26 protein-coding genes are annotated in these 25,402 nt (G+C 42.8%); 1 reads left to right on the forward strand and 25 read right to left on the reverse strand.

Features of this window, described 5'->3' with window-relative positions:
• Positions 1–68: 68 nt before the first annotated feature.
• The 24 genes from AC5GD6_RS01065 to AC5GD6_RS01180 all read right to left on the reverse strand — a co-directional run bounded on the left by AC5GD6_RS01065 (position 69) and on the right by AC5GD6_RS01180 (position 23,020).
• The gene (locus AC5GD6_RS01065) at positions 69–518 is read right to left on the reverse strand and encodes a cell division protein FtsL (protein WP_311444399.1); all 450 of its coding nucleotides are present in this window, start codon (positions 516–518) and stop codon (positions 69–71) included.
• A 155-nt stretch (positions 519–673) separates the two neighbouring features.
• Complete coding sequence (gene rsmH / locus AC5GD6_RS01070) at positions 674–1,633, reverse strand: 16S rRNA (cytosine(1402)-N(4))-methyltransferase RsmH (RefSeq protein ID WP_491846078.1); 960 nt, start codon at positions 1,631–1,633, stop codon at positions 674–676.
• Between the two features lie 20 nt (positions 1,634–1,653).
• Positions 1,654–2,085 carry a division/cell wall cluster transcriptional repressor MraZ gene (locus tag AC5GD6_RS01075; protein WP_061102899.1) on the reverse strand — a complete coding sequence of 144 codons (432 nt, stop codon included), beginning with the start codon at positions 2,083–2,085 and terminating at the stop codon, positions 1,654–1,656.
• A gap of 306 nt (positions 2,086–2,391) precedes the next feature.
• Positions 2,392–3,351 carry a tyrosine recombinase gene (locus tag AC5GD6_RS01080; protein WP_416432116.1) on the reverse strand — a complete coding sequence of 320 codons (960 nt, stop codon included), beginning with the start codon at positions 3,349–3,351 and terminating at the stop codon, positions 2,392–2,394.
• A 144-nt stretch (positions 3,352–3,495) separates the two neighbouring features.
• Positions 3,496–5,151 (reverse strand): CTP synthase, encoded by a 1,656-nt coding sequence (gene pyrG / locus AC5GD6_RS01085; RefSeq protein ID WP_276770062.1) that lies wholly within the window; start codon positions 5,149–5,151, stop codon positions 3,496–3,498.
• 205 nt (positions 5,152–5,356) lie between these two features.
• On the reverse strand, positions 5,357–5,842 hold the full coding sequence (locus tag AC5GD6_RS01090; protein ID WP_276770063.1) for an N-acetyltransferase: 486 nt from the start codon (positions 5,840–5,842) through the stop codon (positions 5,357–5,359).
• A 121-nt stretch (positions 5,843–5,963) separates the two neighbouring features.
• The gene (gene recN / locus AC5GD6_RS01095; RefSeq protein WP_491846056.1) at positions 5,964–7,601 is read right to left on the reverse strand and encodes a DNA repair protein RecN; all 1,638 of its coding nucleotides are present in this window, start codon (positions 7,599–7,601) and stop codon (positions 5,964–5,966) included.
• Complete coding sequence (locus AC5GD6_RS01100) at positions 7,594–8,451, reverse strand: NAD(+)/NADH kinase (RefSeq protein WP_491846057.1); 858 nt, start codon at positions 8,449–8,451, stop codon at positions 7,594–7,596. Before AC5GD6_RS01100 ends, recN begins: the two co-directional genes overlap by 8 nt.
• A 53-nt stretch (positions 8,452–8,504) precedes the next feature.
• Positions 8,505–9,359 carry a TlyA family RNA methyltransferase gene (locus tag AC5GD6_RS01105; protein WP_061102896.1) on the reverse strand — a complete coding sequence of 285 codons (855 nt, stop codon included), beginning with the start codon at positions 9,357–9,359 and terminating at the stop codon, positions 8,505–8,507.
• A gap of 18 nt (positions 9,360–9,377) precedes the next feature.
• On the reverse strand, positions 9,378–9,758 hold the full coding sequence (locus AC5GD6_RS01110; RefSeq protein ID WP_491846058.1) for an exodeoxyribonuclease VII small subunit: 381 nt from the start codon (positions 9,756–9,758) through the stop codon (positions 9,378–9,380).
• Between the two features lie 9 nt (positions 9,759–9,767).
• Complete coding sequence (gene nusB / locus AC5GD6_RS01115) at positions 9,768–10,478, reverse strand: transcription antitermination factor NusB (RefSeq protein WP_311444407.1); 711 nt, start codon at positions 10,476–10,478, stop codon at positions 9,768–9,770.
• An 8-nt stretch (positions 10,479–10,486) separates the two neighbouring features.
• Complete coding sequence (locus AC5GD6_RS01120; RefSeq protein WP_061102893.1) at positions 10,487–10,849, reverse strand: Asp23/Gls24 family envelope stress response protein; 363 nt, start codon at positions 10,847–10,849, stop codon at positions 10,487–10,489.
• 252 nt (positions 10,850–11,101) lie between these two features.
• Positions 11,102–11,665: an elongation factor P gene (gene efp / locus AC5GD6_RS01125; RefSeq protein ID WP_048596925.1), complete on the reverse strand. Its 564-nt coding sequence runs from the start codon at positions 11,663–11,665 to the stop codon at positions 11,102–11,104.
• Positions 11,666–11,927: 262 nt separating this feature from the next.
• Positions 11,928–12,320 carry a DUF956 family protein gene (locus tag AC5GD6_RS01130; RefSeq protein WP_061102892.1) on the reverse strand — a complete coding sequence of 131 codons (393 nt, stop codon included), beginning with the start codon at positions 12,318–12,320 and terminating at the stop codon, positions 11,928–11,930.
• Between the two features lie 90 nt (positions 12,321–12,410).
• On the reverse strand, positions 12,411–13,328 hold the full coding sequence (locus tag AC5GD6_RS01135; protein ID WP_048596926.1) for a PTS system mannose/fructose/sorbose family transporter subunit IID: 918 nt from the start codon (positions 13,326–13,328) through the stop codon (positions 12,411–12,413).
• Between the two features lie 19 nt (positions 13,329–13,347).
• A complete protein-coding gene (locus tag AC5GD6_RS01140) occupies positions 13,348–14,163 on the reverse strand; it encodes a PTS mannose/fructose/sorbose transporter subunit IIC (RefSeq protein WP_416432123.1) in 816 nt (271 codons plus the stop codon).
• An 11-nt stretch (positions 14,164–14,174) separates the two neighbouring features.
• Positions 14,175–15,149 carry a PTS sugar transporter subunit IIB gene (locus AC5GD6_RS01145; RefSeq protein ID WP_416432124.1) on the reverse strand — a complete coding sequence of 325 codons (975 nt, stop codon included), beginning with the start codon at positions 15,147–15,149 and terminating at the stop codon, positions 14,175–14,177.
• A 380-nt stretch (positions 15,150–15,529) separates the two neighbouring features.
• The gene (locus AC5GD6_RS01150) at positions 15,530–16,198 is read right to left on the reverse strand and encodes a fructose-6-phosphate aldolase (protein ID WP_061102889.1); all 669 of its coding nucleotides are present in this window, start codon (positions 16,196–16,198) and stop codon (positions 15,530–15,532) included.
• Between the two features lie 15 nt (positions 16,199–16,213).
• Positions 16,214–18,670: a glycyl radical protein gene (locus AC5GD6_RS01155; RefSeq protein WP_464362297.1), complete on the reverse strand. Its 2,457-nt coding sequence runs from the start codon at positions 18,668–18,670 to the stop codon at positions 16,214–16,216.
• Between the two features lie 269 nt (positions 18,671–18,939).
• Complete coding sequence (locus tag AC5GD6_RS01160) at positions 18,940–20,247, reverse strand: PTS sugar transporter subunit IIC (RefSeq protein WP_010241004.1); 1,308 nt, start codon at positions 20,245–20,247, stop codon at positions 18,940–18,942.
• 32 nt (positions 20,248–20,279) lie between these two features.
• Positions 20,280–20,588: a PTS sugar transporter subunit IIB gene (locus AC5GD6_RS01165; protein ID WP_303871338.1), complete on the reverse strand. Its 309-nt coding sequence runs from the start codon at positions 20,586–20,588 to the stop codon at positions 20,280–20,282.
• Between the two features lie 58 nt (positions 20,589–20,646).
• A complete protein-coding gene (locus AC5GD6_RS01170; RefSeq protein WP_006302593.1) occupies positions 20,647–20,973 on the reverse strand; it encodes a PTS lactose/cellobiose transporter subunit IIA in 327 nt (108 codons plus the stop codon).
• A gap of 308 nt (positions 20,974–21,281) precedes the next feature.
• Positions 21,282–22,262 (reverse strand): sugar-binding transcriptional regulator, encoded by a 981-nt coding sequence (locus AC5GD6_RS01175; RefSeq protein ID WP_276776901.1) that lies wholly within the window; start codon positions 22,260–22,262, stop codon positions 21,282–21,284.
• 11 nt (positions 22,263–22,273) lie between these two features.
• Positions 22,274–23,020 (reverse strand): DeoR/GlpR family DNA-binding transcription regulator, encoded by a 747-nt coding sequence (locus AC5GD6_RS01180; RefSeq protein WP_303871335.1) that lies wholly within the window; start codon positions 23,018–23,020, stop codon positions 22,274–22,276.
• 128 nt (positions 23,021–23,148) lie between these two features.
• Between AC5GD6_RS01180 and AC5GD6_RS01185 the strand changes: the two genes are divergently transcribed.
• Complete coding sequence (locus AC5GD6_RS01185; RefSeq protein ID WP_048596934.1) at positions 23,149–23,922, forward strand: glycyl-radical enzyme activating protein; 774 nt, start codon at positions 23,149–23,151, stop codon at positions 23,920–23,922.
• Between the two features lie 201 nt (positions 23,923–24,123).
• Here AC5GD6_RS01185 and AC5GD6_RS01190 read toward each other — a convergent pair whose 3' ends face one another.
• Positions 24,124–25,257 carry a M24 family metallopeptidase gene (locus tag AC5GD6_RS01190; protein ID WP_491846059.1) on the reverse strand — a complete coding sequence of 378 codons (1,134 nt, stop codon included), beginning with the start codon at positions 25,255–25,257 and terminating at the stop codon, positions 24,124–24,126.
• Positions 25,258–25,402: the final 145 nt, after the last annotated feature.

Here is a 25,402-nt window from a genome sequence, read left to right on the forward strand (position 1 = left end):
CACATAAGAGCAAATTCTATGATACAAGATTGTCTGCAAACACACATAATTCATGGCGAATATTTTGACTATTGTTGAGAACTCTCACTTGCATCTGAAGAGGGTTCGGCAATGTTTATGGTATCTACTTTCTCGGGTAACACCATACCGTAGCTTTGCGTTGCAATTCTTCCAATACGATTGGAATTAGCCAAAATAGAATGCTCCACTTTGAGTTCACTGTTATGCATTTGCGCTTGTTCAATAGTTGAGGTAAGCACTTTATTATGTTGAAGTGTAGCAACAGAGGCGCTCAAAAGGGCAACGCGTACAAAGCCAATTGCCACAAGAAGCATCACAATACTTAATACAACTTTTATGTTAAAGAGGAATTGCAGACTTACGCCACGACGAACGGAAGCGTCAAGACCCCCACCTTCTACAACTCCAAATGACGGACGGAGCCTAGGCGCCACACGAGCTTGTCGCTCGGGGCTTAAAGCCTCATAATCAAGTGCGACATTGTCTCGGTACCCCATGAAAACCCCTTCTAAATTGTGCTGCACGTAGTGCGTGAGTAGTTCGTTTTTTGTTTGTAGTTCGTTTACTGCTTCGTTTTAAGTTCCTGCAGCACATACCGTAAAGGTCATCTGCATATGCGCATACGTTTTCGCGTGCGCGTGCAATCACCTACTTACAGATATGTTGTGCGACGTGCCGCGCGCAAAAGCGCACTGCGAGCACGAGGATTGCACTCAACCTCAGAAGGTGTTGCAACAAGCGGTTTTTTCGTAAGAATATCTAATACCGGCTTACGTCCACATACACACACGGGAAAATCGACAGGACACACACAACCTTGTGCGTATTCGCTCAAAATGTGTTTTACCAACTTATCTTCAAGCGAATGATAAGCAATAATGCAAATTCTTCCGCCTGGATTAAGCCAGCGAATTGCCTGCTTAAGTCCTGTTTCTAGCACGTCAAGCTCATGGTTTACTTCAATACGAAGCGCCTGAAACGTTTTACGTGCTGGATGTTTTCCATGACGTCGTGCCGCGGCAGGAATCGCGCGCTTGATAACCTCAACCAATTCTAAGGTTGTTTGAATGGGTGAAAGTTTGCGCTGCTCTACAATGACGCGAGCAATACGCGCGGCAAACCTTTCATCACCATAGCTTCGTAAAATCCGAGTGAGGTCGGCTTCGTTATAGGTTTGTATGACCTCTGCTGCAGTTAAAGTGTTATTCCTCGGATCCATACGCATATCAAGCGGAGCATCTTCGTGATACGAAAAGCCCCTTTCGGCTACGTCGAGTTGTGGTGACGAAACGCCAAGATCGAACAAAAAAGCATCAACGCCTATTACCTGCGCTTGCACTAATAAGTTATCGAGCTGAGAAAAATTTCCCTTCAAAAACTTATACGTTACGCAAGGCGCAAGACGATCCATGCGCTCGGACGCAGCTTTAAGAGCCGCGTCGTCTTGGTCTATACCAAGTGATAAACCATCAGGTGCAACGTGTTGTGCCAAAGCTACCGTGTGACCAGCACCGCCAAGAGTGCAATCACAGACAACATCGCCAGGTTTAAGCGATAACGTCTGTTCTACCTCGGTGAGCATCACGGGAACATGCCGATATTCAGATGTCAAACTGCTCATATCCTTACAACCTAGTCTTCAAACATCAAGCTCTCAAGATTGTCATCAAATGCTTTTGTCTGATCCTCAAATTTGGAAGCGTTCCAAATTTCAAAATGATCATCAACACCTACGATGGCAACCTCGCGCTCGATATTGCATGCACTAAGACGGCTTGCATCAAGCTTACCCAATGCAAGACGACCTGCACCGTCTAATTCGACCGTGAGTGTACGCGATAAAAGACCTGCACGTAGAGCGACGTCTTTTCTGTTACGAGGATTGATTCCTCCGGGGAAAAAACTCTCTATCCACGCGCGATGGCTTTCAGGAGTAAAACCGTAAATGCAATCGTTAAGAGGAACAAGACAAACAGTCTCGCCTAGTTGTTTTCTAAAAGCAGAAGGAAGCATAATGCGTGACTTGGCATCAAGCGTATGTTTGTAGGTACCAGTCAAATACATTTGATCCTCCTTTCAACCTTTAGAGATAACTCTCCCGCGGATTACGCTTTCAACTATACGCACTTCCTTAACACTTCGCAACACTTTGTTACATTTTTTGACACACAATTTGATTTTTATGACAAAAACCGATTAAGCCCATCTAAAAGGTGAAGCATTTTTGGATATATAGGGGGTACACATGTTTGTGCACACAATCATTTGCAGATTATGAGAAATCTTGTACTATTTACTATGAATTTTATATGTGTTTTTTATGAACCCACAGCTCAGAGGTGTAAACGCTGAGGCATGAGAGTTTTTTGACTATTTTATCCGCGCGCGCGGATGAGCCGCCATATATTCACTACGAATATGCGTTAAATCAATATGTGTATAGAGCTGCGTTGTAGAAATAGATGCATGTCCCAAGAGTTCTTGTACAATACGCAAATTCATGCCACCTTCGAGCATATGCGTGGCATAACTGTGGCGTAAGGTATGAGGATGTAAACCCTTAATGCCAACGTAACTACCATAGCGCTCTACCAGTGCAAACACCGCCTGACGAGAAATACGGGTACCACGCACACTTAAAAAAACTGCGTCTGTTGTTTTAGTGCCGCATGCCAAAAGAGCACGCCACTTGGCGCAATAATTTTTATAGCTTTCAAGCGCCGTTCCTAAGCATGGAACCAAGCGCTCTTTGGAGCCCTTTCCAAACACGCGCACCAGCTCATCTGAAACCAAAACATCGCCTTGATTAAGACCGCACAGTTCCGAAACGCGAAGACCACAGCCATAAAGCATTTCTAATATTGCTTTATCGCGATAAAAACATGCTTGTGGTTTCAGCGAAAGTGCTTTTCGAGCTGTAAGTTTTGGGGCTGGCAAAAGAGTCGGCTTAAACGGATCGTCTAACAGATGGATAATTTGATCTTGAGTGAGCACATCGGGCAAATGAAACGATTTTTTGGGAAGTTTTAAATTGGTGGTTGGATGATTTTCGCAAATTTGCTCAACAACCATAAATTTATGAAAACCTTTAATTGATGAAACAGCACGTTGAACCGTAGAAGAGGACATTCCTTCATGGAAAAGATGCGCAATATACGCTTCTATGATTTCGCGCGTAACATATGCTGGCTCCTTAATGCCATGAGATCGAAGAAAAGCAAGATACAACGTTAAATCGTGATTATACGAATGTAGTGTATGCACCGAATAGCCGCGCTCAATAAGCACGTAGTTAAGATATTCTTCTTTAATGGTGTCAAAAGTATCCATAGGTATCAGCTCACACACAAAAGCACGGCAATAAAAAGGTATGGCACAAAGCACAAGGCACGAGGAACAAAGCACAAAACATAAAAACGAAAACATGTGCGCGGTGCAAAAAAGCTCAAGTGCAGATGCACTTGAGCTTTTCGTTTAATTCATGTCGCGAGGAGCTACCACACTTGTACGCTCAACACCTTCGTGACGAGCAATAGAGGCGCGAACAAACTCTCTAAACAACGGCGCAGGATTAGTTGGACGGCTCTTAAACTCTGGATGTGCCTGACTCGCAACAAACCATGGGTGAAGATTTTCGGGCAATTCAACCATTTCTACCAAACGGTCATCAGGCGAAAGACCAGCAATAATAAGGCCAGCATCTACCAGTTGCTTACGATATGCGTTGTTGACTTCATAGCGATGACGGTGACGCTCGTATACAAGCTCTTGACCGTATGCCTCACGTGCCAAAGGACCTAATACCTTGCAAGGATAGGTACCTAAACGCATAGTACCACCCTTATCGGTAACTTCTTCTTGTGATGCCATAAGGTCGATAACAGGATGTGAGGTTTGAGGATTAAATTCAGACGAATTTGCATCTTCAAGATGGCAAACGTGGCGAGCGAACTCAGAAACAGCAACTTGTAATCCTAAACAAACTCCCAAATACGGAATCTTACGTTCGCGTGCAAGTTGAGCAGAAAGAATCTTTCCTTCTACACCACGGCGTCCAAATCCACCAGGAACCAAAATACCATCTGCATCTTCAAAAACTTCGTCGAGATTAGAAGCATCAAGCTCTTCTCCATCGATAAGCGTGATATTAACATGGCGACCAAAATACACGCCCGAATGGTGCAATGCCTCGATAACCGAAAGATATGCATCGGGGAGTTGCGTGTATTTTCCAACTACCTTAATTTCGGTTGTATCTTTATGGGCATTTGCCTTTTCCATGGCACGGGTAAAGTCGTTCCACGCTTCCATATGGCTTTCGCGAACTTCAAGACCTAATTTTTCGCATACTTTTTCGTCAAAGTGTTGTTTTGCTAAATGCATAGGAACTTGATAAATAGACGGACAATCGGAATTTTCAAAAACGCAATCCTCGTCAACGTCACAAAAATGCGCAATCTTAGCACGAATAGCAGCGTTTATCTCGTGATCTCCACGACATACAATTAAATCGGGTTGTACACCCATGGAGCGAAGCTCTTTAACCGAGTGTTGAGTAGGCTTAGTTTTAACCTCGTGAGCAGCGGAAATATAAGGAACCAAACTTACATGAATAACAAGTGTTTGACCTGGTCCTTTTTCTTTTCTAAATTGGCGAATAGCTTCAACAAAAGACTGCCCTTCTATATCACCTATTGTTCCTCCAAGCTCAGTGATAACAACATCAGCCTGAGTTTGCTCTTCGATGCGCTTAAAACGTTCTTTAATCTCGTTAGTAACGTGAGGAATAACCTGAACCGTTCCTCCCAAAAAGTCACCAGCGCGTTCGCGTGATATAAGTGACTGATAAATAACGCCAGTTGTAAAATTGGAATTAGCGGTAAGGTTTTCATCAATGAAACGCTCATAATGCCCGAGGTCAAGGTCAGTTTCTTTGCCGTCTTCGGTAACAAAAACTTCACCGTGCTGAAATGGGCTCATAGTTCCAGGGTCTACATTTAAATACGGATCTGCTTTTTGCATCATCACTTTATAACCGCGTGACTTCAAAAGTCTTCCCAAGGAAGCAGCAGTAATGCCTTTTCCTAATGATGAAACCACACCACCGGTTACAAATATATGCTTTGTCATAATGATTTTTGCCTTCCCGTATCCTGAAATTTACGAATATTATTTCCTACGGGACTTCATATTACAACACACGTAGCATGTAATACACGACATATTTCGTTATACACCGAAGGACTACATTTACTAAGCTATATCTATAGATAGTTTACACCTTTTAACTAGTATGACTTAAAAAGAATAATCATTCATAATACGTACATATGTTCTAGTTTACGCAACGCTGATATGCCAGACGAGCAGAGCCATCGGCCACGTACACGGTCCCACAATGTATAAAGCCATGTTTGGCAATTAAATGCTGCATAACAAGATTTTGCGCATGTGTATCAATGCGCAAGTTGTGATAGCGTTGCTCGCAATACTCAACAATTGCATCAAAAACACCATGCACGCGACCATCACTTGCTACACGATGAATAGTAAGATAGGGATCGCTGTTAAGCCATTGCCCGTCGATATGCGCATATACAGATTCGGGTTCCTTTTGAATAGAAAATGCGCCACAAATCATCCCACCTTCTTGCACCACGTGCGCATGATCGAGCTTCATATCAGCCAAAATGAGATCACGTGTTGGATACCTGCGCGCCCATTGCGAAGGATTGCCGTGAGCAATCATAAAATCCTGAGCAGCAGCATACACGCGCATAATTTCATCAAGCATCATAGGGGTTGATTTTATAATTTCCATATCTTCACCTCTTATTCAAGTCATACGATGTATAGAAGAGCACTACCATACAAAAAAACAATACGGTGGGTTTACACATACCAAACACTTTAAAGCTTTGATCTTTGCCAGCAAAAACGTTTTAATCTTTGTCGTTAGAAGCGTCTTTAATCATTTGACGTGCGTGTTCACACGAAATATCAGACACATCACCAGAAAGCATGCGTGCAATTTCCAGGACACGCGCCTCGTCTTTTACTTCAGTTATGAGCGTTTGTGGGCAATCTGTTCCTTCTTTTGATACCACATAATGCTTATCGGCATACACCGCGAGCTGAGCTAAGTGAGTAACCACAATAATTTGATGAACACGCGAAAGCTTTTTAATAAGTCGCGCTAAAGATTGCGCGGTACTTCCTCCAACACCTGCGTCAACCTCGTCAAATACTAAGGTTGATGTATGTTCGCTCTCTTGCAAAACAACTTTACAAGCAAGCATAACACGAGAAATCTCTCCGCCCGAGGCAATTTTTTTAAGGGGGTGCGCCGTCAAGGATTTTCCGCTTTGATACAAAAATTCAACAGAAGTAGCGCTTATATCATTCCAGAATTTTTCGTCAAGCAACTTAACACGTACCGTAATTTTTGACGAAGCCATAGCAAGTGTAGCAAGTATGTCATTCATGCGTTGCGCAAGCTGAGGCGCACTTGTCTTTTGCGCATTAAAAAGCTCTTGGGCTGCGAGAACAAGACGCTCATGAGCAGATTGCACCTTACGTTTAAGTTCGCGAATGTGCTCATCTCCCCTATCGTGGGCAGCAAGGTAGGCGCGTGCATCGTCAACTTTTTGAAAAACATCTTCCATACGCGGGCCATACGAGCGCATAATCTGCTGAAAATTGCGCAGACGCTGTTGCATATCATCAAGGACTTCGGGGTTACACTCAACGCCATCAAGATGATGACGAATTTCGTCCGCGACATCTTCCATCTCTGCAACGCAGGCGGCAAGCCTATCTGCAAGTGGTGCAAGCGTTTCGTCGTACGCACATGCGCTCGTAAGAGCGTCTTGAGCCGTTGAAGCACTGTCGCGCGCTTTGTCTTCATCGATAAGCTCGCTTCGAGCCGTGTAGAGCGCTTCCATAAGATCTTGAGCATGTTCTGCGCGTGCACAATCTTGTTGAAGCTGCTCATATTCACCACGCTGCGGATTAAGCTCGGCTACGCGTGCAAGCATAAATTGCAGCGCGTCAAGTTTTTCTTGTATCTCGCTGGTTTGATTGGTTAACTCGGCTAATTGGTTTGCAAGCATACTATATTGAATATACGCCTCGCGATAGTGCTGTTGCGCAGGCAAAATGTTAGAACTTGCCCATTCGTTGAGGATTTGGGCTTGATAGTGAGATTGTAAGAGCTTTTGATGTTCGTGCTGATTGCATATATCAATTGATGGCGCAACGCTCTTAGCTAATCCTGCAAGAGAAACCATATGGTCATTCAGGGTAATTCGACTTCTGCCCGATGTGTCAAGCGTACGAACAATAACGATGTCATCATCGGCATTGTCGTCAAAAATTAAACGCGCTTCTACACGTAAATCGGTGCTTCCTTCGCGAATTGAAGCAAAATTTGCACGCTCGCCTGTTATGAGCTTAACTGCGGACAAAAGTGCCGTTTTACCTGCTCCTGTTTCTCCGGTAAGGACGGTAAGACCACAAGCTGGACGAAGACGTACATCTTTAATTAATGCAAGATTTTGAATATGGAGTTCATCAATCATGGGATGCCTGTCCGTAAAAAACACGAGAAACCGATTGATAAAAACTTGAAGGCGATGCTTCGAGCAATAAAATATCACCTTGACCACGTGTTATTTTTGCAGAAAGTGGAGTCATCTGCGCCCCTAAGGGCTGGCCGTCTGCAAAAAAGAGACGCTCCACGTTGCGCTCGGTTGAAATGGAAATTTCTACAACATCAGAAGATGCGGTAAGAAATGCACGAGCTAGAATAGTATGAGGCGCAACAGGAACACACAGCATGCCTGTAAACGTAGGCGTTACGATAGGACCTCCAGCGGCAAGCGCATAGCCGGTAGATCCCGTTGCAGTTGCCACCACAAAGCCATCTCCACGAAGCGTATCAATATGATGACCTGATACGTCAACATTAAAAACGATCATGTCGCCTTTACTACCATGACTCAGCGAACAATCGTTAAGCGCAAAATTATGCAGCTCAATTTCTTGTCCACGCTCATCCAAAAATAGCGAGGTAATTTGCAGCGTTGCACGTCGCGAAACATGAAGCTCGCCTGCAAGCGCACGCTGAACCATTGTTTGCAGCTCATCTGGACCTGCACTGGTTAAAAAACCTAAATGTCCATATGAAAGACCTAAAATAGGAATTTCACGATAACCCGTAATTTGTGCTGCGCGCAAAAGCGTGCCGTCGCCGCCTAACGATATAACTAAATCGGTATCATCAACATTAAGAGGAATAACATTGGTTTTCTTCTTATCGGGCGCCCACACAACTTCAATAGATTGTTTTTCAAGAAATTCTGTAAGACGAGAAGCATCTAAAACAGCTTCTTGGCGTGAATAATTAGGGACAATTGCCACCTTAACCATCGCGCGCCCTCCTCCCTGATAACGTGATTTATACTGTATAGCCTGTTGCTATTTTACTCTAACCATGTCGATAATGGATATAGACGCGCAGAAACTTCTGCAGAATCAACAACAGATGAAACATCTAAAGAAGAGGATGCGTCAATTAATGACACACCAGAAGAAGGTGAAGATTGACGTGCGTCTTTACCAGCGGCAAGTAAAAATTCGCGGTTACCTTTATGGCCATAAATAGGACTTGGACATAAAGCTAAAGGAACAAGACCCACCGATGTGCATGCATGCAAAGCACGCCCAATGGCCTTTATATGCAGGCGCTTAGAGCGAACAATGCCACCTGATCCAACTTCTGCTTTATCAACCTCAAATTGTGGCTTAACAAGCGTAACAAAGAGCGAGCGCGGCTTCATAAGCGCATTCACAGCAGCGATAATCGTTTGTATGGAAGTAAACGAAACATCACTTACTACCACATCAAAGAGATGATCAGGTGTTTGAAGCGAAGGAGCACATATATTGGTTTTTTCGATGAGTTCGACCTTGGGATTATTACGCAATTCCCAGCTAAATTGAGCATAGCCTACATCAACTGCAGTAACGCAAGCAGCGCCGTTCTGTAACAGACAGTCGGTAAATCCACCCGTTGAAGCGCCTACATCCAAACATTTTTTGCCTCGAACATCTATACCAAACGCTTCCAAAGCACGAACAAGCTTAAAACCGCCTCGGCTTACGAATGGAATATGACTTTTAACGTGGAGATATATGCCAGCTGGCACTTGTTTTCCTGGATGAGTAAGGCGTTCGTGTTCTGATGAAACTTCCCCTGCTAAAACAGCAGCATATGCTTCCTTTTTCGTTGCAAAAAAACCCTGCTGAACAAGCTCTGTGTCAAGACGCTGCTTCATATACTGCTCTTTTTGAAACTAGTGCTCAGACGTAGCAGACGCTTGGTTGCCATCATGTTGAGAAGATTCATCCTCAGATGAGTGGGGCTGCACCTTTGAAGATGTATCAGTTTCAGAAGCGCTGTTTTCAGCATCGTTTTCAGCACTGTTTTCAGTATCGGTTGTGGAGGTATTTTTATGAGGCAAAGCGTCAGCATCCGTAGCTAAAAGCTCACTATCATCCAAATCCACCGCGTCAACCATATCTACCGCGCGCGAACCAAGCTTAATTGCCTCATCAAACAAATCAAGTGAGTTTTCCAAAGAAACTCCCTTGTCTTTAACCGAGGTAATAATCTGTTCAAGACGTGCTTTTATATCGGTAAAGCTTGTATAATCTTGTGATGAAAGCTGTGCCATATACATACCTTAGAGTTTTAAGACGTTATCTTTGTGCGATAAGAACTCATCAACAGCGCTGCGTACACATGCGCGAACATCAGAATCACTTGTTATATCAGCGTCAGTAAGCTGTGTTTTATGAGATGCGTTTGCATCGTGTGCACAAGCAGCATCACTATCAGCATCTTCTGCTGGTACATCTTCTGTAGTTGGCGTGGATACAGGATCATCAACAGTGTTCTGAGCAGCGCTTGAATCTCTATCAGAAGACATGGACACAGACTCATCAGGTGTAGAAACATCTTCTAATACATCGCGCCCGTTTTCCATCATGCGCGCAACTTGTCCTAAAACACCATTGACAAAATGTGAGGATTCATCGGTGCCATAAGCTTTCGCTAAATTAACTGATTCGTTAATAGTTACTGCAATATCCACGTCGTCTACTTTTATCATTTCGTAGAGTGCAAGACGTAAAATGTTGCGATCAACACTAAGCAAGCGATTAAGATTCCAGTTGGTAATTACACGAGAAATGAGCGCATCAAGCTTGTCACGCAGCTCATCAGCGCCAAGAGCTAAGCGTTTCCCAAAGTCATCAAGGGGACCTTCGGACAACAAATAGTTTGTAGCAAGAACATCACAAACTTGCATGTTCCTTGATTCAGCCTGAAACATCAATTGAAGCGCTTGGCTGCGAGCAAGAGTTCTTCCTGCAAATTGTACCTTTTTTGGCACGTTATTCACTACTCCTTGGGAAATACTAAACTGTCAATATATACGTCGATAGCACCAATTTCGCAAGAAAGCTGTTCTTGCAAAGCTGTTGCAACAGATGAACGAATTTCTTGTGCAAGACCCACAAAAGGATATCCATAAAAAACGGCAACATGGACATCTACAAAAAGTTTATCATCTTCGACACGAGCCTCAACAGCTTTATCTTCTGGCAAAGACTTGGTCGTAAACACCGAAATAAGGCTAGACGTAATATCGTTGCCGCCTACCTGCGCAACGCCTTCGATGTGGCTTACTGCTTTTACAACTATTGCACGGAGAACATTTTGTGAAATACCCAAGCCGGAAATAAAAAGCTCATGTGTACTCATAGGATATCCCTTCAATACGTTTTGATTGATATTTCTGATAGGTGCGCCAACAAGTCTTTGTGCAATATCTGTTACACGCAATGATAAATACTACCAACATAGCATGCACCAAGCACAAGTGCGGCTGCCTCTACAGAAATCAAACCTCTACTATCAAGTATAGTAGAGAATAGCTCTAAACAAAAGCGCGACAAAAAATTCCGTGAAATGATACAACATTCCACGGAATTAAAAGTTTCAAACGTAATCAACCTATACGCGAGCTACAAATTTACCAACACGTGTGTCAACGCGAACCTTTTCGCCCTGATTAAGGTACATAGGAACAGCAATAACAGCGCCAGTTTCGATAGTTGCAGGCTTGGTTCCTCCTTGTACGGTATCACCTTTGAAGCCAGGGTCGGTTTCGGTAATTTCTACCTCAATAAACATAGGAGGATTAACACCTAAAAGCTCGGTATCAGCATACAAGAGCTGGCAGTTATCGTTTTCTTTTAACCATTTTTTATTTTCGCCAATGAAATCTGCCGAAACAGGAATTTGTTCGTATGTTTCGTTGTCCATAAAATAGAACGAATCGCCATCGTTATAAAGATATTGCATTTCACGCGTGATAAGCTGAACGCTTTCAAACTTAGAACCTGCATTACATGTTTGATCGATAACGCGACCGCTTTTAAGGTCTTTGATCTTATAGCGAACAAAAGCACCCCCCTTACCAGGCTTTACATGCTGAAACTCAACAATGGTGTAGTATTTGTTATTAATCTTAAGACCCATTCCGTTACGGAAGTCTGCAGTTGAAATTGCTGCCACGATGCACTCACTTTCTGTTAAAACTTGCACCAAGAAGCAAGTAGAAAAGATTTTGTATAACTAAATTAGGTTACCATGTAATTCTACATTTTGCACGAGACTACGTTGAGAAAAACACATCGTATTCAAATCATGGACGTGCCACATAGCCATACTTTGCAATAACACACAAAACAGGTGTCTACAAAAACGCGCAGCATAAAGTGCGCCATGTACGCACCATATACTGCGCTGTAAGTACAATCTTGCCTACCAAACACAATTATTTTTTGAATGGTGAAGCTATCATTTTACAAATTCTTGTAATTCCTAGTTTAACTACATCCAAAAAAGAGAGCGAGCGATACATGCGATCTGGTGAAATGTAGGTACGTATAGCACGCAAAGTCTTTTTATTGTCCTTAGTAGAAAAAGAAAACTTTCCCGTTTTTTTAGTTTGAATCATAAAGCGAGGAATAATTTTGCCCTTAAACAGCACCGAAGCGGCTACCGAATCGATTTCTTCCCAAGGTATTTGAATAAAGTCAGCAGGATTTTTTTCGTTATAAAACTCAAAGGCTTTATCACCAATCATAACGTGGCCGTAAGTGGTAAGTCCTAAAAACGATGCTGCCTTAATAGTAAGATCAACTTTTGTATTTTGAGAAGAAACCATTTTCCCTCTTTCATTTTGTAGTAAAAGCGCGCACACGTAGCATACTACATGCGCGCGCTATTTCAAACACTCAGTTATTGCTAAAACGCATTACATAACGTGAGCTAAACGAGCCACAATACCAACCAAGAACAGTGCAAGGATGATAACGATAGGAGAAACTTTCTTCTTCAACAACCAGCAGCATAAAAGCGTAAGGCATACAGCTGCAAGACCAGGAATAAGCTGGTCGAGGTTTTGTTGAAGGGTTGTAACCTTAACTTGGTCAAGGCCGTTTACACCTAAAGCGTTGTATTGAGTAATAGCGCTCTTGATACCGTCTGCAGTCGGCTCGATCTTGGACCAGTCAATGAATGCACCAGGAGCCTGGTTGATCTTAGAGACAACCGGAGTAAAGCTGATGGAAACCCAACGCTGAACCAAAGAACCAATAATAAACATACCAAGGATCGAAGCACCTTCGGTGATTTTGCTCAAAAGACCACCAGAAACGTCCTTAACAATAGAGGTACCAAGTTTGTAACCAAACTCTTGCGTGTACCAAAGGAATGCCATACGGATAACGTTCCAAGCAATAAAGAAGAGCAAAGGACCAACAAGGTTTCCACTTAATGCCAAAGAAGCACCTAAAGCACCTAAGATAGGACGAAGGGTAAACCAGAATACTGGGTCGCCAACGCCGGCGAGAGGACCCATCATACCAACCTTTACACCTTGGATAGCTGCGTCGTCAACGGGATTTCCGTTAGCACGCTCTTCCTCAAGTGCAAGAGTAACACCCATTACAGGAGCTGATACATAAGGGTGCGTGTTGTAGAACTCCATGTGGCGCTTTAAAGCAGCAACCTGATCCTGTTTTGCAGGATAGAGCTTTTTAATGGCGGGGATGATGGAGTAGCACCAACCACCGTTTTGCATACGCTCGAAGTTCCATGAACCTTGAAGGAACTGATGGCGCCACGCAACAGCCATACGGTCTGACTTAGAAAGTTTAATTTGATCTGCCATTATGTTTTCGCTCCTTTCGTTATTCATAGTCGTTAATAATGTCGCCTAAAGGATCTTGCGAGCCTGCACTACCAGAGCCGTGAGAAGCAACTTCTTTGAGGCCAAGGTAAATGATTGCAAGAGAAACACCAATTGCACCAAGTGCAATAAGGGTGAGGCCTTTAAGCGCGGCAATAACAAAACCAAGAATGAAGAAAGGCCAAACTTCTTTAGAAGCCATCATGTTGATAACCATAGCGTAACCAACGGCAGCTACCATTCCGCCGCCGACGCCCATACCACCTGCAAGCCATGCAGGCATTTGGTCAAGTACTGCCTTAACAGCTTCGGAAGGAACAAAGCACAAAGCAGCTGCAGGGATAGCAATACGAAGACCTTGCATAGCAATTGCAATAACCTGCCATGCTTCCATAGCTGCAATGTTGCCCTTATCGGCGGCTGCGTCCATCGCGTGAACGATAGGAATAGCAATGGTACGAGCAATCATGGTAAGGAACAAACCAGCTACTGACAGAGGGATTGCCAAAGCAATAGAGGTATTGATAGCGGTTTGAGTATCTTGTGCACCACCGTTAAGTGCAAGAACCATGATGATAGCAGAAGCAACAGAAGCAAGAGCTGCGTCAGGAGCAACTGCAGCACCGATGTTTGCCCAACCAAGAGCGATCATCTGTAATGAACCGCCCAAAATAATACCTTCGGTGGGGTGACCAGTTACGATACCAATTAAGGTGCAGGCAACAAGTGGTTGATGGAATTGGAACTCGTCCAAAATACCTTCCATACCTGCAAAAAAGGCAACGATCACCACCAAAATCAAACTAATGATAGGCATGAAATCCTCCTTTATGCCAACTCAGACTTTGCTTTTTGGAGCAAAGCATTAAAGTTTTCAGGTGCGTCAGCAGGAACTTTACGAACATCAAACTCGACACCCAATGAAACGAGTTTCTCGAGGGCTTCGACGTCGTCTTTACCCATTGCAATTGCATTGTTAACGACAACTTTTCCTACTGAGTGAGCAATAGATCCCAAGTTAGCTTTTTTGATTTCAACGCCAGCCTCAACAGCTTGAAGCATGTCGGCAGGAGATTCAAAAAGAAGCATGGTGCGTGTGGCACCAAAACGAGGATCTTTGGTGAGCTCTACCATTTTTGAAACAGGAATAACATGAGCGCGAACTCCAGAGGGAGCAGCTTCGATAATCATTTGTTTACGCAGGCTGTCTTTGCAAACCTTATCAGAAACAACAATGATACGATCGGGCTTAACTTCCTTTGTCCAAGAGGTAGCAACCTGACCATGAAGCAGACGCGTATCGATACGAGCAAGACCAATCTTAATGTGGCCATCACCCAAAACGGTACCAGGCGCAATAGCTCCGTGGACTTGCTGCTTAGCTACTTTAGGCTTAGGCATAACGTCTTCGGGCTTAGCCTTAATACCTGCAGCTGCCTCGCTGATTGCCTCAGCAGCAACAGCTTTTGCGGTATCAGCACCCATACGAGCGCCATATGCAGCAACAAGCATAGGAAGACTTAAACCTGCAACTGCAGTCCACTCAGGATGCTCGTTTGAATCAAGTAACAGCGAAACCTGATTCCAAGGAGTACCACCTTGAAGATCGACCAGGAACAAAACTTCCTTTTGATCTTCGAAAGACGATACGGCAGCAAGCAACTGAGCTTTAAGGTCGTCAGGACCCATATCGGGGTTTAAACAAACGGCCTTTACATTTTCTTGAGGTCCGAAAATCATTTGACCTGATTGCATAATGCCCTCGGCTAAACCGCCATGACTGGTTAACACAATACTAACCACTGCCTTACCTCACTTTCTTATGTCCCGTGAAAAAGCTCAAGGGGAGTTCTCGCAAAAACGTTTCACATGTGCACAAGACACATAACGTAAGCTAAACGAAAGATCCTATGAACTTCATCGTTTATACATAACAACTCTGACTATGATACGTCATAAACTATTCACAAACAACAATTTTATTTCTACCGCTGTTATTCTACCGTTTACCGAATTTATTTTGATTATTTCTTTTTACCTATTGACATAGGTATTGCCTGAAAAAGGCTCTTATAACCTGAAAGAGAAATTAAACGAAATGAGCTAAAAAAGCATGCACCACAAACTCATACGTTCACGGTGCATGCTTTGAGTAGTCTAAGAACACTCCTATGATTTCGTACCTAAATGGTAGTGCGACCTTGCGTACTTTGCCAGTCTGCAGCAAAATCATCCACTGCTTTTTGAATAGAGGGATTTGCAAAACCTGCCGCATAGATATCCGCACCAGCGGTAACAGCCTGCGCGCCTGCGGCTAATGCATTGGTAACCTGCGATACATTCTTAAAACTGGCTGCCAAAATCTTGGTGTGCGCACCCGAATTGCTACATGCCAAGGCAAGCTGGCCTATAACTTCTATAGGATCGGTTCCTAAATTTTCCATGCGATTGTAGTACGGTGCTAAATAATCGGCCCCTGCTTCAATTGCCAAAAGACCTTGGAAAATGGTGTAAATTGCCGTTGCGGTAATACGAAAACCTTCTTTTTTGAGCTGTTTAATAGCCGTAAGACCGTTGGGCGACACAGGAACTTTTACATAAAAATTTCCACCGATATTTTCGCGAAGCGTACGAGCATCTTGTAAAATGCCTTCAACACTGGTTGCAACAACTTGAGCGTGTAAACTGGGTTCTTCACCTATAATGGAACGCACTTTTTTTACTTGAGCAAAGAAATCGATATTCCCTTCTTTTTTTACAATAGAGGGATTAGACGTTATTCCAGCTAAAGGCAAAACACGTGCCCAGTCTTCGATATCGTGTAAATTTAAAGTATCCAGCATAAATTCCATGAGTGCTTCTTTCTTTTAAAGCGCGTGTTCGGTACGCGCAATAATGTCGTCTTGCGTTGCTTTAGATAATACATTAAAGAAGGCCGAATATCCCGCAACGCGCACAATAAGATCACGATGTTTTTCGGGGTGCTTTTGTGCGTCAATTAGAGTCTCGCGCGAAACCACATTATATTGAATATGATATCCGTGCAAACGGTTAAAGAACGTACGCAACAACGCGATAAGCTTTTGTTTATCCTCTTCTTTTGCAAGCGTCTGAGGGTTAACTTTTTGGTTGAGCAATACGCCGCCAACAATTTCATCGGTAGGTAACTTTGATACCGATTTAAGTACACTGGTAGGACCATGCTTATCCATGTTGTGAGCAGGTGAGCATCCTTCGGCCAAAGGCGTACCTGCATGACGGCCATCAGGGGTTGCAAGAGTTCCACGACCTTGACCTACATTTGCCGAGATAGAAGATGTTCCCGAGTAGCGAATACCACCAATGGGGCCACGACCATAGCGCGTATTGGGATATTTTGCAATTTCGTCGACATACACATCGTAACAATCGCGTACCAATTTGTCGGCATAGTCATCATCGTTACCGTATTTTGGAGCATCGTTGATGAGCATCTGACGAATTTCTTCGCCACGCTCGCCTGCGTAGTCGCTTTGAAGCGCACTCCATAATTCAGAGGTTGATATACGCTTTTCTTCAAATACAAGCTTCTTTACAGCGGCAAGAGAGTCTGAGAGGTTAGCAATACCTACTTGCAAACCAGAAATGTAGTCATATACCGCTCCACCCTCTTTAAGGTGCTTTCCACGACCAATACAGTCATCGGTAAGCGCCGAGCACAAAATATCGGGAACTTCGCGCTCAAGACTTAAGTCGATAGAATTTTCTACAATAACGCTCATACGCGTAAGATAACGAAGCGTTTTATCCCATGCAGTTTTAAGATCATCATAGGATTGCATGTCGACAAAGCGTCCATACGCTGGTGCAAAGCGTTTACCCGAAGACGGATCGATTCCATCGTTCATAGCAATAAGCAAAACTTTGGGGAAGTTCATGTAACTCATACCAGTACAACGATAACCCCATTTACCAGGCACGGCAGTCTCAACACATCCAATTGCCGAATAATCGTATGCATCCTGCTCTTTTACGCCCTTCTCAATGAAAGAAGGAATAATAATTTCGTCGTTATTAAACGCTGGCATACCAAAACCAAGCTTCATAACTTCGATTGCTTCGTTCATAAAGTCTGGATTAAGACCTGCGTGATAGCGAACGGTAAGGTTAGGTTGAGGAAGATGCGCTTGTGCAACCGACTTAAGCACCAGGTACGACAAGGGGTTAACCGCATCTTTTTTATCGCGCGTTTGGCCACCAATAGTCACATTTTGATACAAAGGAGACCCTGCCGAAGAAAACGTGTGAGCTTGGCTACGAACCTTATTGATGGTAAGCGTTTTAATCCACAGGTTGGTTAAGCGCTCAACGATAGAATCTTGGGTTTCGCGTTCTGATTCTAGATCGGCCTTGGCGTAAGGATACATGTATTGGTCAAAACGGCCATACGACAGAGAGTGACCATTGGACTCAATTTGCAAAATACACTGAATAAACCATACCGATTGCACTGCTTCAGCAAATGTACGCGCAGGATAATAAGGAACGCGCTCGCAAATATCGGCAATCTCAAGCAACTCACGACGACGCGTTTCGTTTGCGGTTTCTGCCATGCTGCGTGCAAGTTCCACAAAACGATGTGCATACGTTTTAACAGCATCAATGGTAATTAGAATGGAATCATAGAAGTGATATTTATCAATGCTTGAAGGCTCGGTAAGATCGAGCTTGGCTTTTGCCTCGCGCGTACGCTGCTCAAAGCCTTGCAAACCAAATTCCAGAACCTTTTGGTAATTGACTGCCAAGTGAGCATCACCGGAGTTCATTTTACCTTCCATGCCAAAAAATCCAGTTTCCATATATACCTGAACTTCTTTTGGCAACATAGCGCCAGCATGAGCGCGCAAGTTGTTGTTCTCCCAGAAAGGAGCAATTTTGCGCAATTGATCTTTAGTTTCTTCGGTAATATAAAAGACGTCACCATCGCGCTTTTCAAAGGTGTCAAGCTCGTTCAACACAAACTCAAGCGTGTATTCAGGGAAAATAGGAGCGTCTTTATCGCCTGATGCCTGATTACCAACGATAAGCGTTTCGTCGTCGATGTATAACGACATATGTTCCAAAATATTTTTGAGCATGTATGCACGTTTGAGCACAACAGGTTCTGCCTGATACTTTTTATATGCCTGCGTTGCCAGAATTGCACGCTGCGCATCAATATAGGGTTTTTTATCAAGAACTCTATCACGATACCTATACATACGCTCTGTTAAGTACCCAAAATGCTGCTGAGAACCTTTTTGCACATCGTTGGAGTACTGCTGTGTTAAACGCGGAACTTCCATTTCTCCCCCTTACGTTCGTAAAGCGCATATTTTCTTTCGTAACTATAATATCATTGTTTCAAACGAAATACAACAAGTTTTGTACTAAATGCTTGTACATTTTTTATGAGGCGATTTTGCGCGTGAAAACAAAGCATTTTCGCTGTCTACTCATACAATCGTTGCAGGTACTTTGCATAATCGCCCGAACATTTAACCGTCAAAGCTATAAAAAATGAGTTTAGCGTATGTAATATACGCTAAACTCATCTACACCGCTCAGCACACGTCTATTTGGTCTTTGCTGCTTGATTTTCTGCATCGCAGGCAATTTTATCCTGAATCTTAAAGAATGGGAAATAAATTAGGGTCGAAAGTGCAAGGATTATGACCTGAACAAGTGCTCCTTGCCATCCGGCAACCATAAATCCCGAGATAATAGCTGGCGTACTCCATGGAAGCGTGACGCCTGAGAATGGCTGCATAAATCCAATTGCAATAGAGGCATACACCACAACTGCCGCAACGATAGGAACAAGTACAAATGGTAAAAACATAAGTGGATTCATAACAACAGGAAATCCAAATACAACAGGCTCATTTACATTAAAAAGTGCGGGGAATGCTGCAACTTTACCCAGTGCCTTATATTGCTTAGATTTTGCAGCAAAAAGCATAGCTACAACTACACCAAAGGTAATACCCGAACCCGAAATAAGTAAAAAGCTGTCGAGGAACTGCTGTGTTACAATATGTGCTCCGTTTTCTAACGAAAGATTACCTGCAGCAAGCAGGGCTTTGTTGGCGTCAAGATTTGAAAGCAGCAGCGCGGTTACAATACCGTTGACCACTGATTGTCCATGAACGCCAAACCACCACAAGAACGAAATGAAAAACGCAATGCCTATAGCGCCCCATAATGTTCCAGTAAGGCCTTGTAAAGGAATTTGAATAACACGATAGATAAGCTCGATAAATGTTGAGCCACCCGTAAGAATTTGTGCCAAAATGTATACACACATCGAAAGCAAAAAGATAACGAATGCAGGAATCATTGCTTCAAATTGCTTTGCAATTGCTTGAGGAACCTGCTCGGGCATTTTAATAACGATATGCCTTTTAATAAAGAAACTATATATAGCTCCAACGGTAAGTCCAATAATAATTGCACCGATAATACCTTGTCCGCCAAACCATACTTTTGCGATTGCATCAGGAATAGCTTCTCCTTTTGCTGGAACATAGGAAGACTTCAGCAAAATAAAGAAAGACGATACCGAAAGAACACCAGCTGGCAGAGGATCTACTCCGCTGTGTTTTGCATAGGAAAAACCAATAGCAAAACACGATATAAGACCCATAATTGCAAATGTACCAGAATAGACCTGCATAAATGGTTCGGTCCATGTTTTACCAAACACCGATGCAATTGCCTGATTGAGAGCCTCAAACGGCAACTGGCCAATAATAAGAAAAATACTACCCACAACGGTAAGAGGCAAAATTGCAAGCATACCGTCTTTAAGTGCAATAATACCTTGCATGTTAACAAACTTCATGATTGGCGTAATAATTTTTTGAGGATCAAACTTTGCCATTTTCAGTCCTTTCATTAAGGTGCTTATAAAAATTAGCTGCTGTGTAAACTAAGTGCTAGATCCAAAACTTTTTCACCATCGAGCATGCCGTAATCGGCCATAGGAATCACTGCAATAGGAACGTTATGCTCTTTGCAGATTGCTTCAGATTTATCCAAGGTGTATGCAACCTGTGGTCCAAGCAAAACCACATCTAAACCCTCTACATGGTTTTCTAGACTTACCTGGCCATACGCATCAATTTCGGCCTCAATATTTCTTTTTTCTGCAGCGGCTTTCATATTCTTAACCAACATTCCCGTTGAAAATCCTGCCGCGCAAAAAAGTCCAATCTTTACCATGATCGACTCCTTACCTGCTTAAACTTTGTACTTTTGAATATTTAACCTTTTAGAACGTTTAACCTTTTAGAACGTTTAACTCTTTGTGAACTTCAATAAGCTCTTTAATAAGGTTTATTTCTGTAAGGGTTGTCATCAAATGATCCTGAGAGTGCACAAATAAAGCCGTGATTTGCATTTGATTCCCTTGTGCTTCCTGCGTCAAAAACTTAGTTTGTAAGTTGTGCGCTTCCAAAAGAGCGGTATCGGCTTGCTTCATTTCGATATCAGCATCATCGTATTTGCCAGCCTTTGCCAAATGTAACGCCTGATAGCTATGCTGTTTAGCATCTCCTGCATTAATGATGAGACCCATGATGATTTGCTCTGGTTCGAGTAATTCCATACATGCTCCTTTCCTTTTGAATTGTGCTTACCAACTGCCACGCATATAAAAATTATCAAGGTACTTTTGTTCGAAAGTATTTTTGTTTCTCTCGCTATCACGATTATATGGTCTCCTGGAGTTCTTTTCAATACATTATTGCTTGTTTTATGATAGTTGCACTTTTGTGCATTTTGTTCATCATTCTGAAATAAAAATATGGTATGGAGCACATTCATGCGCCATACCACAAGACATTAAACATATGTGTCTTCTTTTGAGGTGATTCTTATATTTTTATAAACGAACTCATGCGTTTATACGTATTTTTAACATAACAAGTCTGCAACGTTTTCGTCATTATCGAGCTCTAGGACTTTAAGAATGGTTGTTTTATCGGTTACCAGATGATTGATATATTTTTTTCTTAAAATAGCCAGAATAGCTGGCGCTTTATTTTCACCACAGGCAACAGCCACTGTTTTTGGAATTCGAGCAAACTCATCAAGGCGCACACCTATAGTACGATCCTGCAGATTTTGACATACAGCTTCACCGTCTGCATTAAAGAATCTGCAGCATACCTCCCCTATTGCATGGGCTTTGTCCAAAGCAGCAAAGTCATCTTGTGTGAGCAAATCGCGCCATTGACTATCGTGTATCTGATTGGGTTCATCACCTACACCTACAATTGCAACGTTAAGACGATTCCAAACATTTGAGATGGTTCTAAAGTACTTTGACTTGCATATTCCCTGAACAATATCTGCATTTTCCTGCAAAACCATTGCATTAATAAACGTCCCTCGTCCATGAAATGCACGGGCAATCCGATACACCAAGGTATTTACATGATAGGAAAGATTTACGTGACTAGGTCCTCCTGTAAGCGGACAAAACTCTACGTTTTCCAATGTTTTTGTACCAATATTATCAACAAGTTTACTAAGCGTTGAGCCCCAAGAAATTCCCACCACATCTTTGTCTTTAATAACATTTTTTACTAATTCAGCTGCTGCGCGTGCAACATTCTCCATGCGTGTCTGCTTTGAATCTCCAACTTGATCGGCAATGATTTCGATCTTTTTTAAATTATATTTCGTACGCACATATTCTTCTAATGCAAAGAGAGCAGGATCAAAATCCTTTATATCTATATGCACAATCCCTTCGGTTCGCGCTCGATTAATTAAGCGACTTACCGTTGTACGATAAATATCTAGCTCAGTAGAAATTTCTGCCTGATTTTTTCCTTCAATGTAATAAAGATATGCAATTTTTGCAAGAAGACGACGTTTTTCGTTGTTCATGTACGCCTCGATCAATCAATACACGTAACGGAAATACCATGAGAGGATAAAAGTTTTTGCTGCTCAACCGTTAAATTTGAATCGGTAATAACTTGTGAAACTTGATTAAATGAAAACTGGTGCACTAAACTTTGTTTGCTAAATTTGCCCGAATCGGTAAGCACTACCAGGTGATCAGCCGAATCACACATGTATTGGACAACCTCGCAACGCATCATATCAACGCCCATAAAGCCCAAGGTTTCGTCAAAGCCGTCTGTACCTGCAAAAAGCGTTTTGACATGAAAAAGCTTAATCATTTCTTTAAGCAAAGGTCCAACCGTTACCTCGGAATTTTGCTGGTAGATACCTCCAAGCAAAATAACCTGACAAGACGAATACTTGCGCGTGAAGTTTGCAATAAAACATGAATTAGTAATAATGCGCACGTTGTGACGATGCCGACAAATAGCCTCCGCCAGCAGTGCACAGGTAGAACCCGATTCGATCATAATTGTTTCGTTGTCTTTTACAAGTTTTACCGCTTCGGCGGCAATACGTTTTTTAATGTTGTAATTATAAGAAAGCCTAATATTTAAGTCATCACCGCTATTGAGCACAGCAAAACCGTGTTCACGATGAAGCAGGCCTTTATGCTCTAACTTGTTAAGATCTTTTCTAATGGTAACTTTTGAAACGTTTAGTTTTTCGGATAACGTATTTACATCTATCTTTTTTTCTTGCGAAACCAGGCTAATTATTTGGTCTAATCTATCCATGTTTATCACCTCGTAAGTTATTTTATCAGATTAAAAGGAAAACAAAAGGAAATAGAATAATTGCACTCGTAATTGATTTTGTTTCGTTTTATGCTAGAGTGGTATTACGTAGGAAGGCGGTGCGCATAATGCAAGAAAAAGGCTATATTTTTAATATACAACATTTTTCGATTCACGACGGACCTGGCATTCGCACGACCGTTTTTCTCAAAGGTTGCCCCCTGCGCTGTCCGTGGTGTTCTAATCCAGAATCGCAAAGGTTTAAGCCAGAGCCCATGCTTGATCCCGAAACTAAAAAGCCTTCGTGCGTTGGTGAAGAAAAAAGTGTGGACGAAATTATAGAAGACGTTGTAAAAGACATAGATTTTTACGAAGAATCAGGCGGTGGCCTTACGCTTTCGGGTGGAGAACCGCTTGCGCAATTTGGTTTTGCGCGCGCAATTTTGAAGCGCGCAAAGCAAGAGCATATTCATACGGCGCTTGAAACAACAGCTTATGTTGATCATCAAAAGTTCGTTGAAATCTTAAACTATGTAGACTTCATTTACACCGATCTTAAACATTATGATCCTCAGAAACATCGCAGTATAACCGCTGTGGACAATGAGCTTATCATAAAAAATATTAGCTATGCTTTTACGCATAATACTCATATTGTGTTGCGTATTCCCGTGATTCCCGATTTTAATAATTCATTGGAAGACGCGGCACAATTTGGGCAACTCTTTAAGAAAATGCACGTTAACAAAGTGCAACTTCTTCCTTTTCATCAGTTTGGTGAAAATAAATATAAGCTGCTTAAACGTGTATATCAAATGGGTAAGTACAAGCCGCTTCACCCTGAAGACTTATACGATTATCGCGATGTTTTATGTAAGCAAGGTATTGATTGCTATTTATAGCAGGCGGCCGACTGCGTGAAAACTCTGAGTAAAAACGTTAAAAACGTGGCGCATACCTTACGATATACGCCACATTTGTGTAAGTGTTTATGTAGCACTATGTTTGAGTAAACGCTTGAGTAACGCCACGTTTGTGTAAACGCTTGTGTAAGGGCTTGAGTAAGCGTTTGAACAAGCAAAAGCACTTATAAGCGCATAAGTTTATAAGCACATAAGCTCGTGCGTTGAGCCCGTAAAGAGCTCAAAACCGTGAGCGGTTACCAAACCAAAGTCCTCAATACGAACTCCAAACTTACCTGGAAGGTAAATACCTGGCTCAACCGTTACCACCGAGTTTTCAGGAAGTGGCTTGGTGTATTGTGGACGCAAATAGGGGCGCTCATGAATTTCCAAACCTACACCGTGACCAAGACCGTGCTTAAAGTAGTCACCGTAACCTTGTTCGGCAATAATCGCAAGCGCACGATTGTGCATATCGCTACCCAAATCACCAGGCATAATGCTGTCCTCAACCGTCTTTTGTGCACGACGAACCGTATCGTAGACAAGCTGCTGCTCTTCGCTTGGCGCGCCCATGCAAACCGTACGCGTCATATCGGTGTGGTAATCATGCCATGCGGCACCAAAGTCCATAACTACCATATCGCCTTGTTGAAGCTTGCGTTCGCTTGGTTGGCCATGAGGGTTTGCACCGTTAGGGCCTGATATAGTGATAGTATCAAACGCAAGGGCGTCCGCACCGTGGCTTAACATGTAATTATCAAGCTCAACTCTAAGCTCAAGCTCGCTCATGCCAACCTTCATAAAATTGAGCATGTGCGTAAAGCCAGCATCGGTAATGCTTTGAGCGTGTTTCATAGCGTCAACTTCGGCCTGATCTTTTACCATACGCAGGTCGGCAATATCACCATGCATACGAGGTATATCAACAGAAATTGAATGCGCGTGAGCAAAGCTTACAAAGCTATCAAAAAACGCAATGTCACAGGTATCTTCAAGCGCAACAATGTGCGAGCGTGTTTGATAGGCGTGTTGAGCAGCCCAATCAGCAGGGTTAATGTCATCCATATCAATAACCCAAGAAGTATTGGGGCCAAGTTTAGTAATAAATGTGTTGTAGTATCTTGAATCGGTGTGAAGCCAAAGCCCGTTTTGCGTGATAAAAGCTGTGTGAGCTATTTCAAAATCAAACGTGCGCTCGGTACCCAAAAGCCAACGTAAGTCGGGGTTATTCCTAAGAATAACACCGTCGTAGCCGCGCTCGTCCATAAGCGCGCGAAAACGCGCGACGCGCGTGCTACACACATCGGCAATTGTTGAATCCATAGTATCCATGTAAACCTCCGCTTGTATGGTAATGTAGGCAATTATGTTATGGTTTTAGGCTATCACATATTTGCAACTGTACACAAATTCTTTGAGGTTAATTGTGTTAGGTGGATGTTTGAAAACAAAGGCAAGCGGCTCTGTCTTTATCGTC

It is taken from the genome of Fannyhessea sp., from assembly GCF_986145555.1.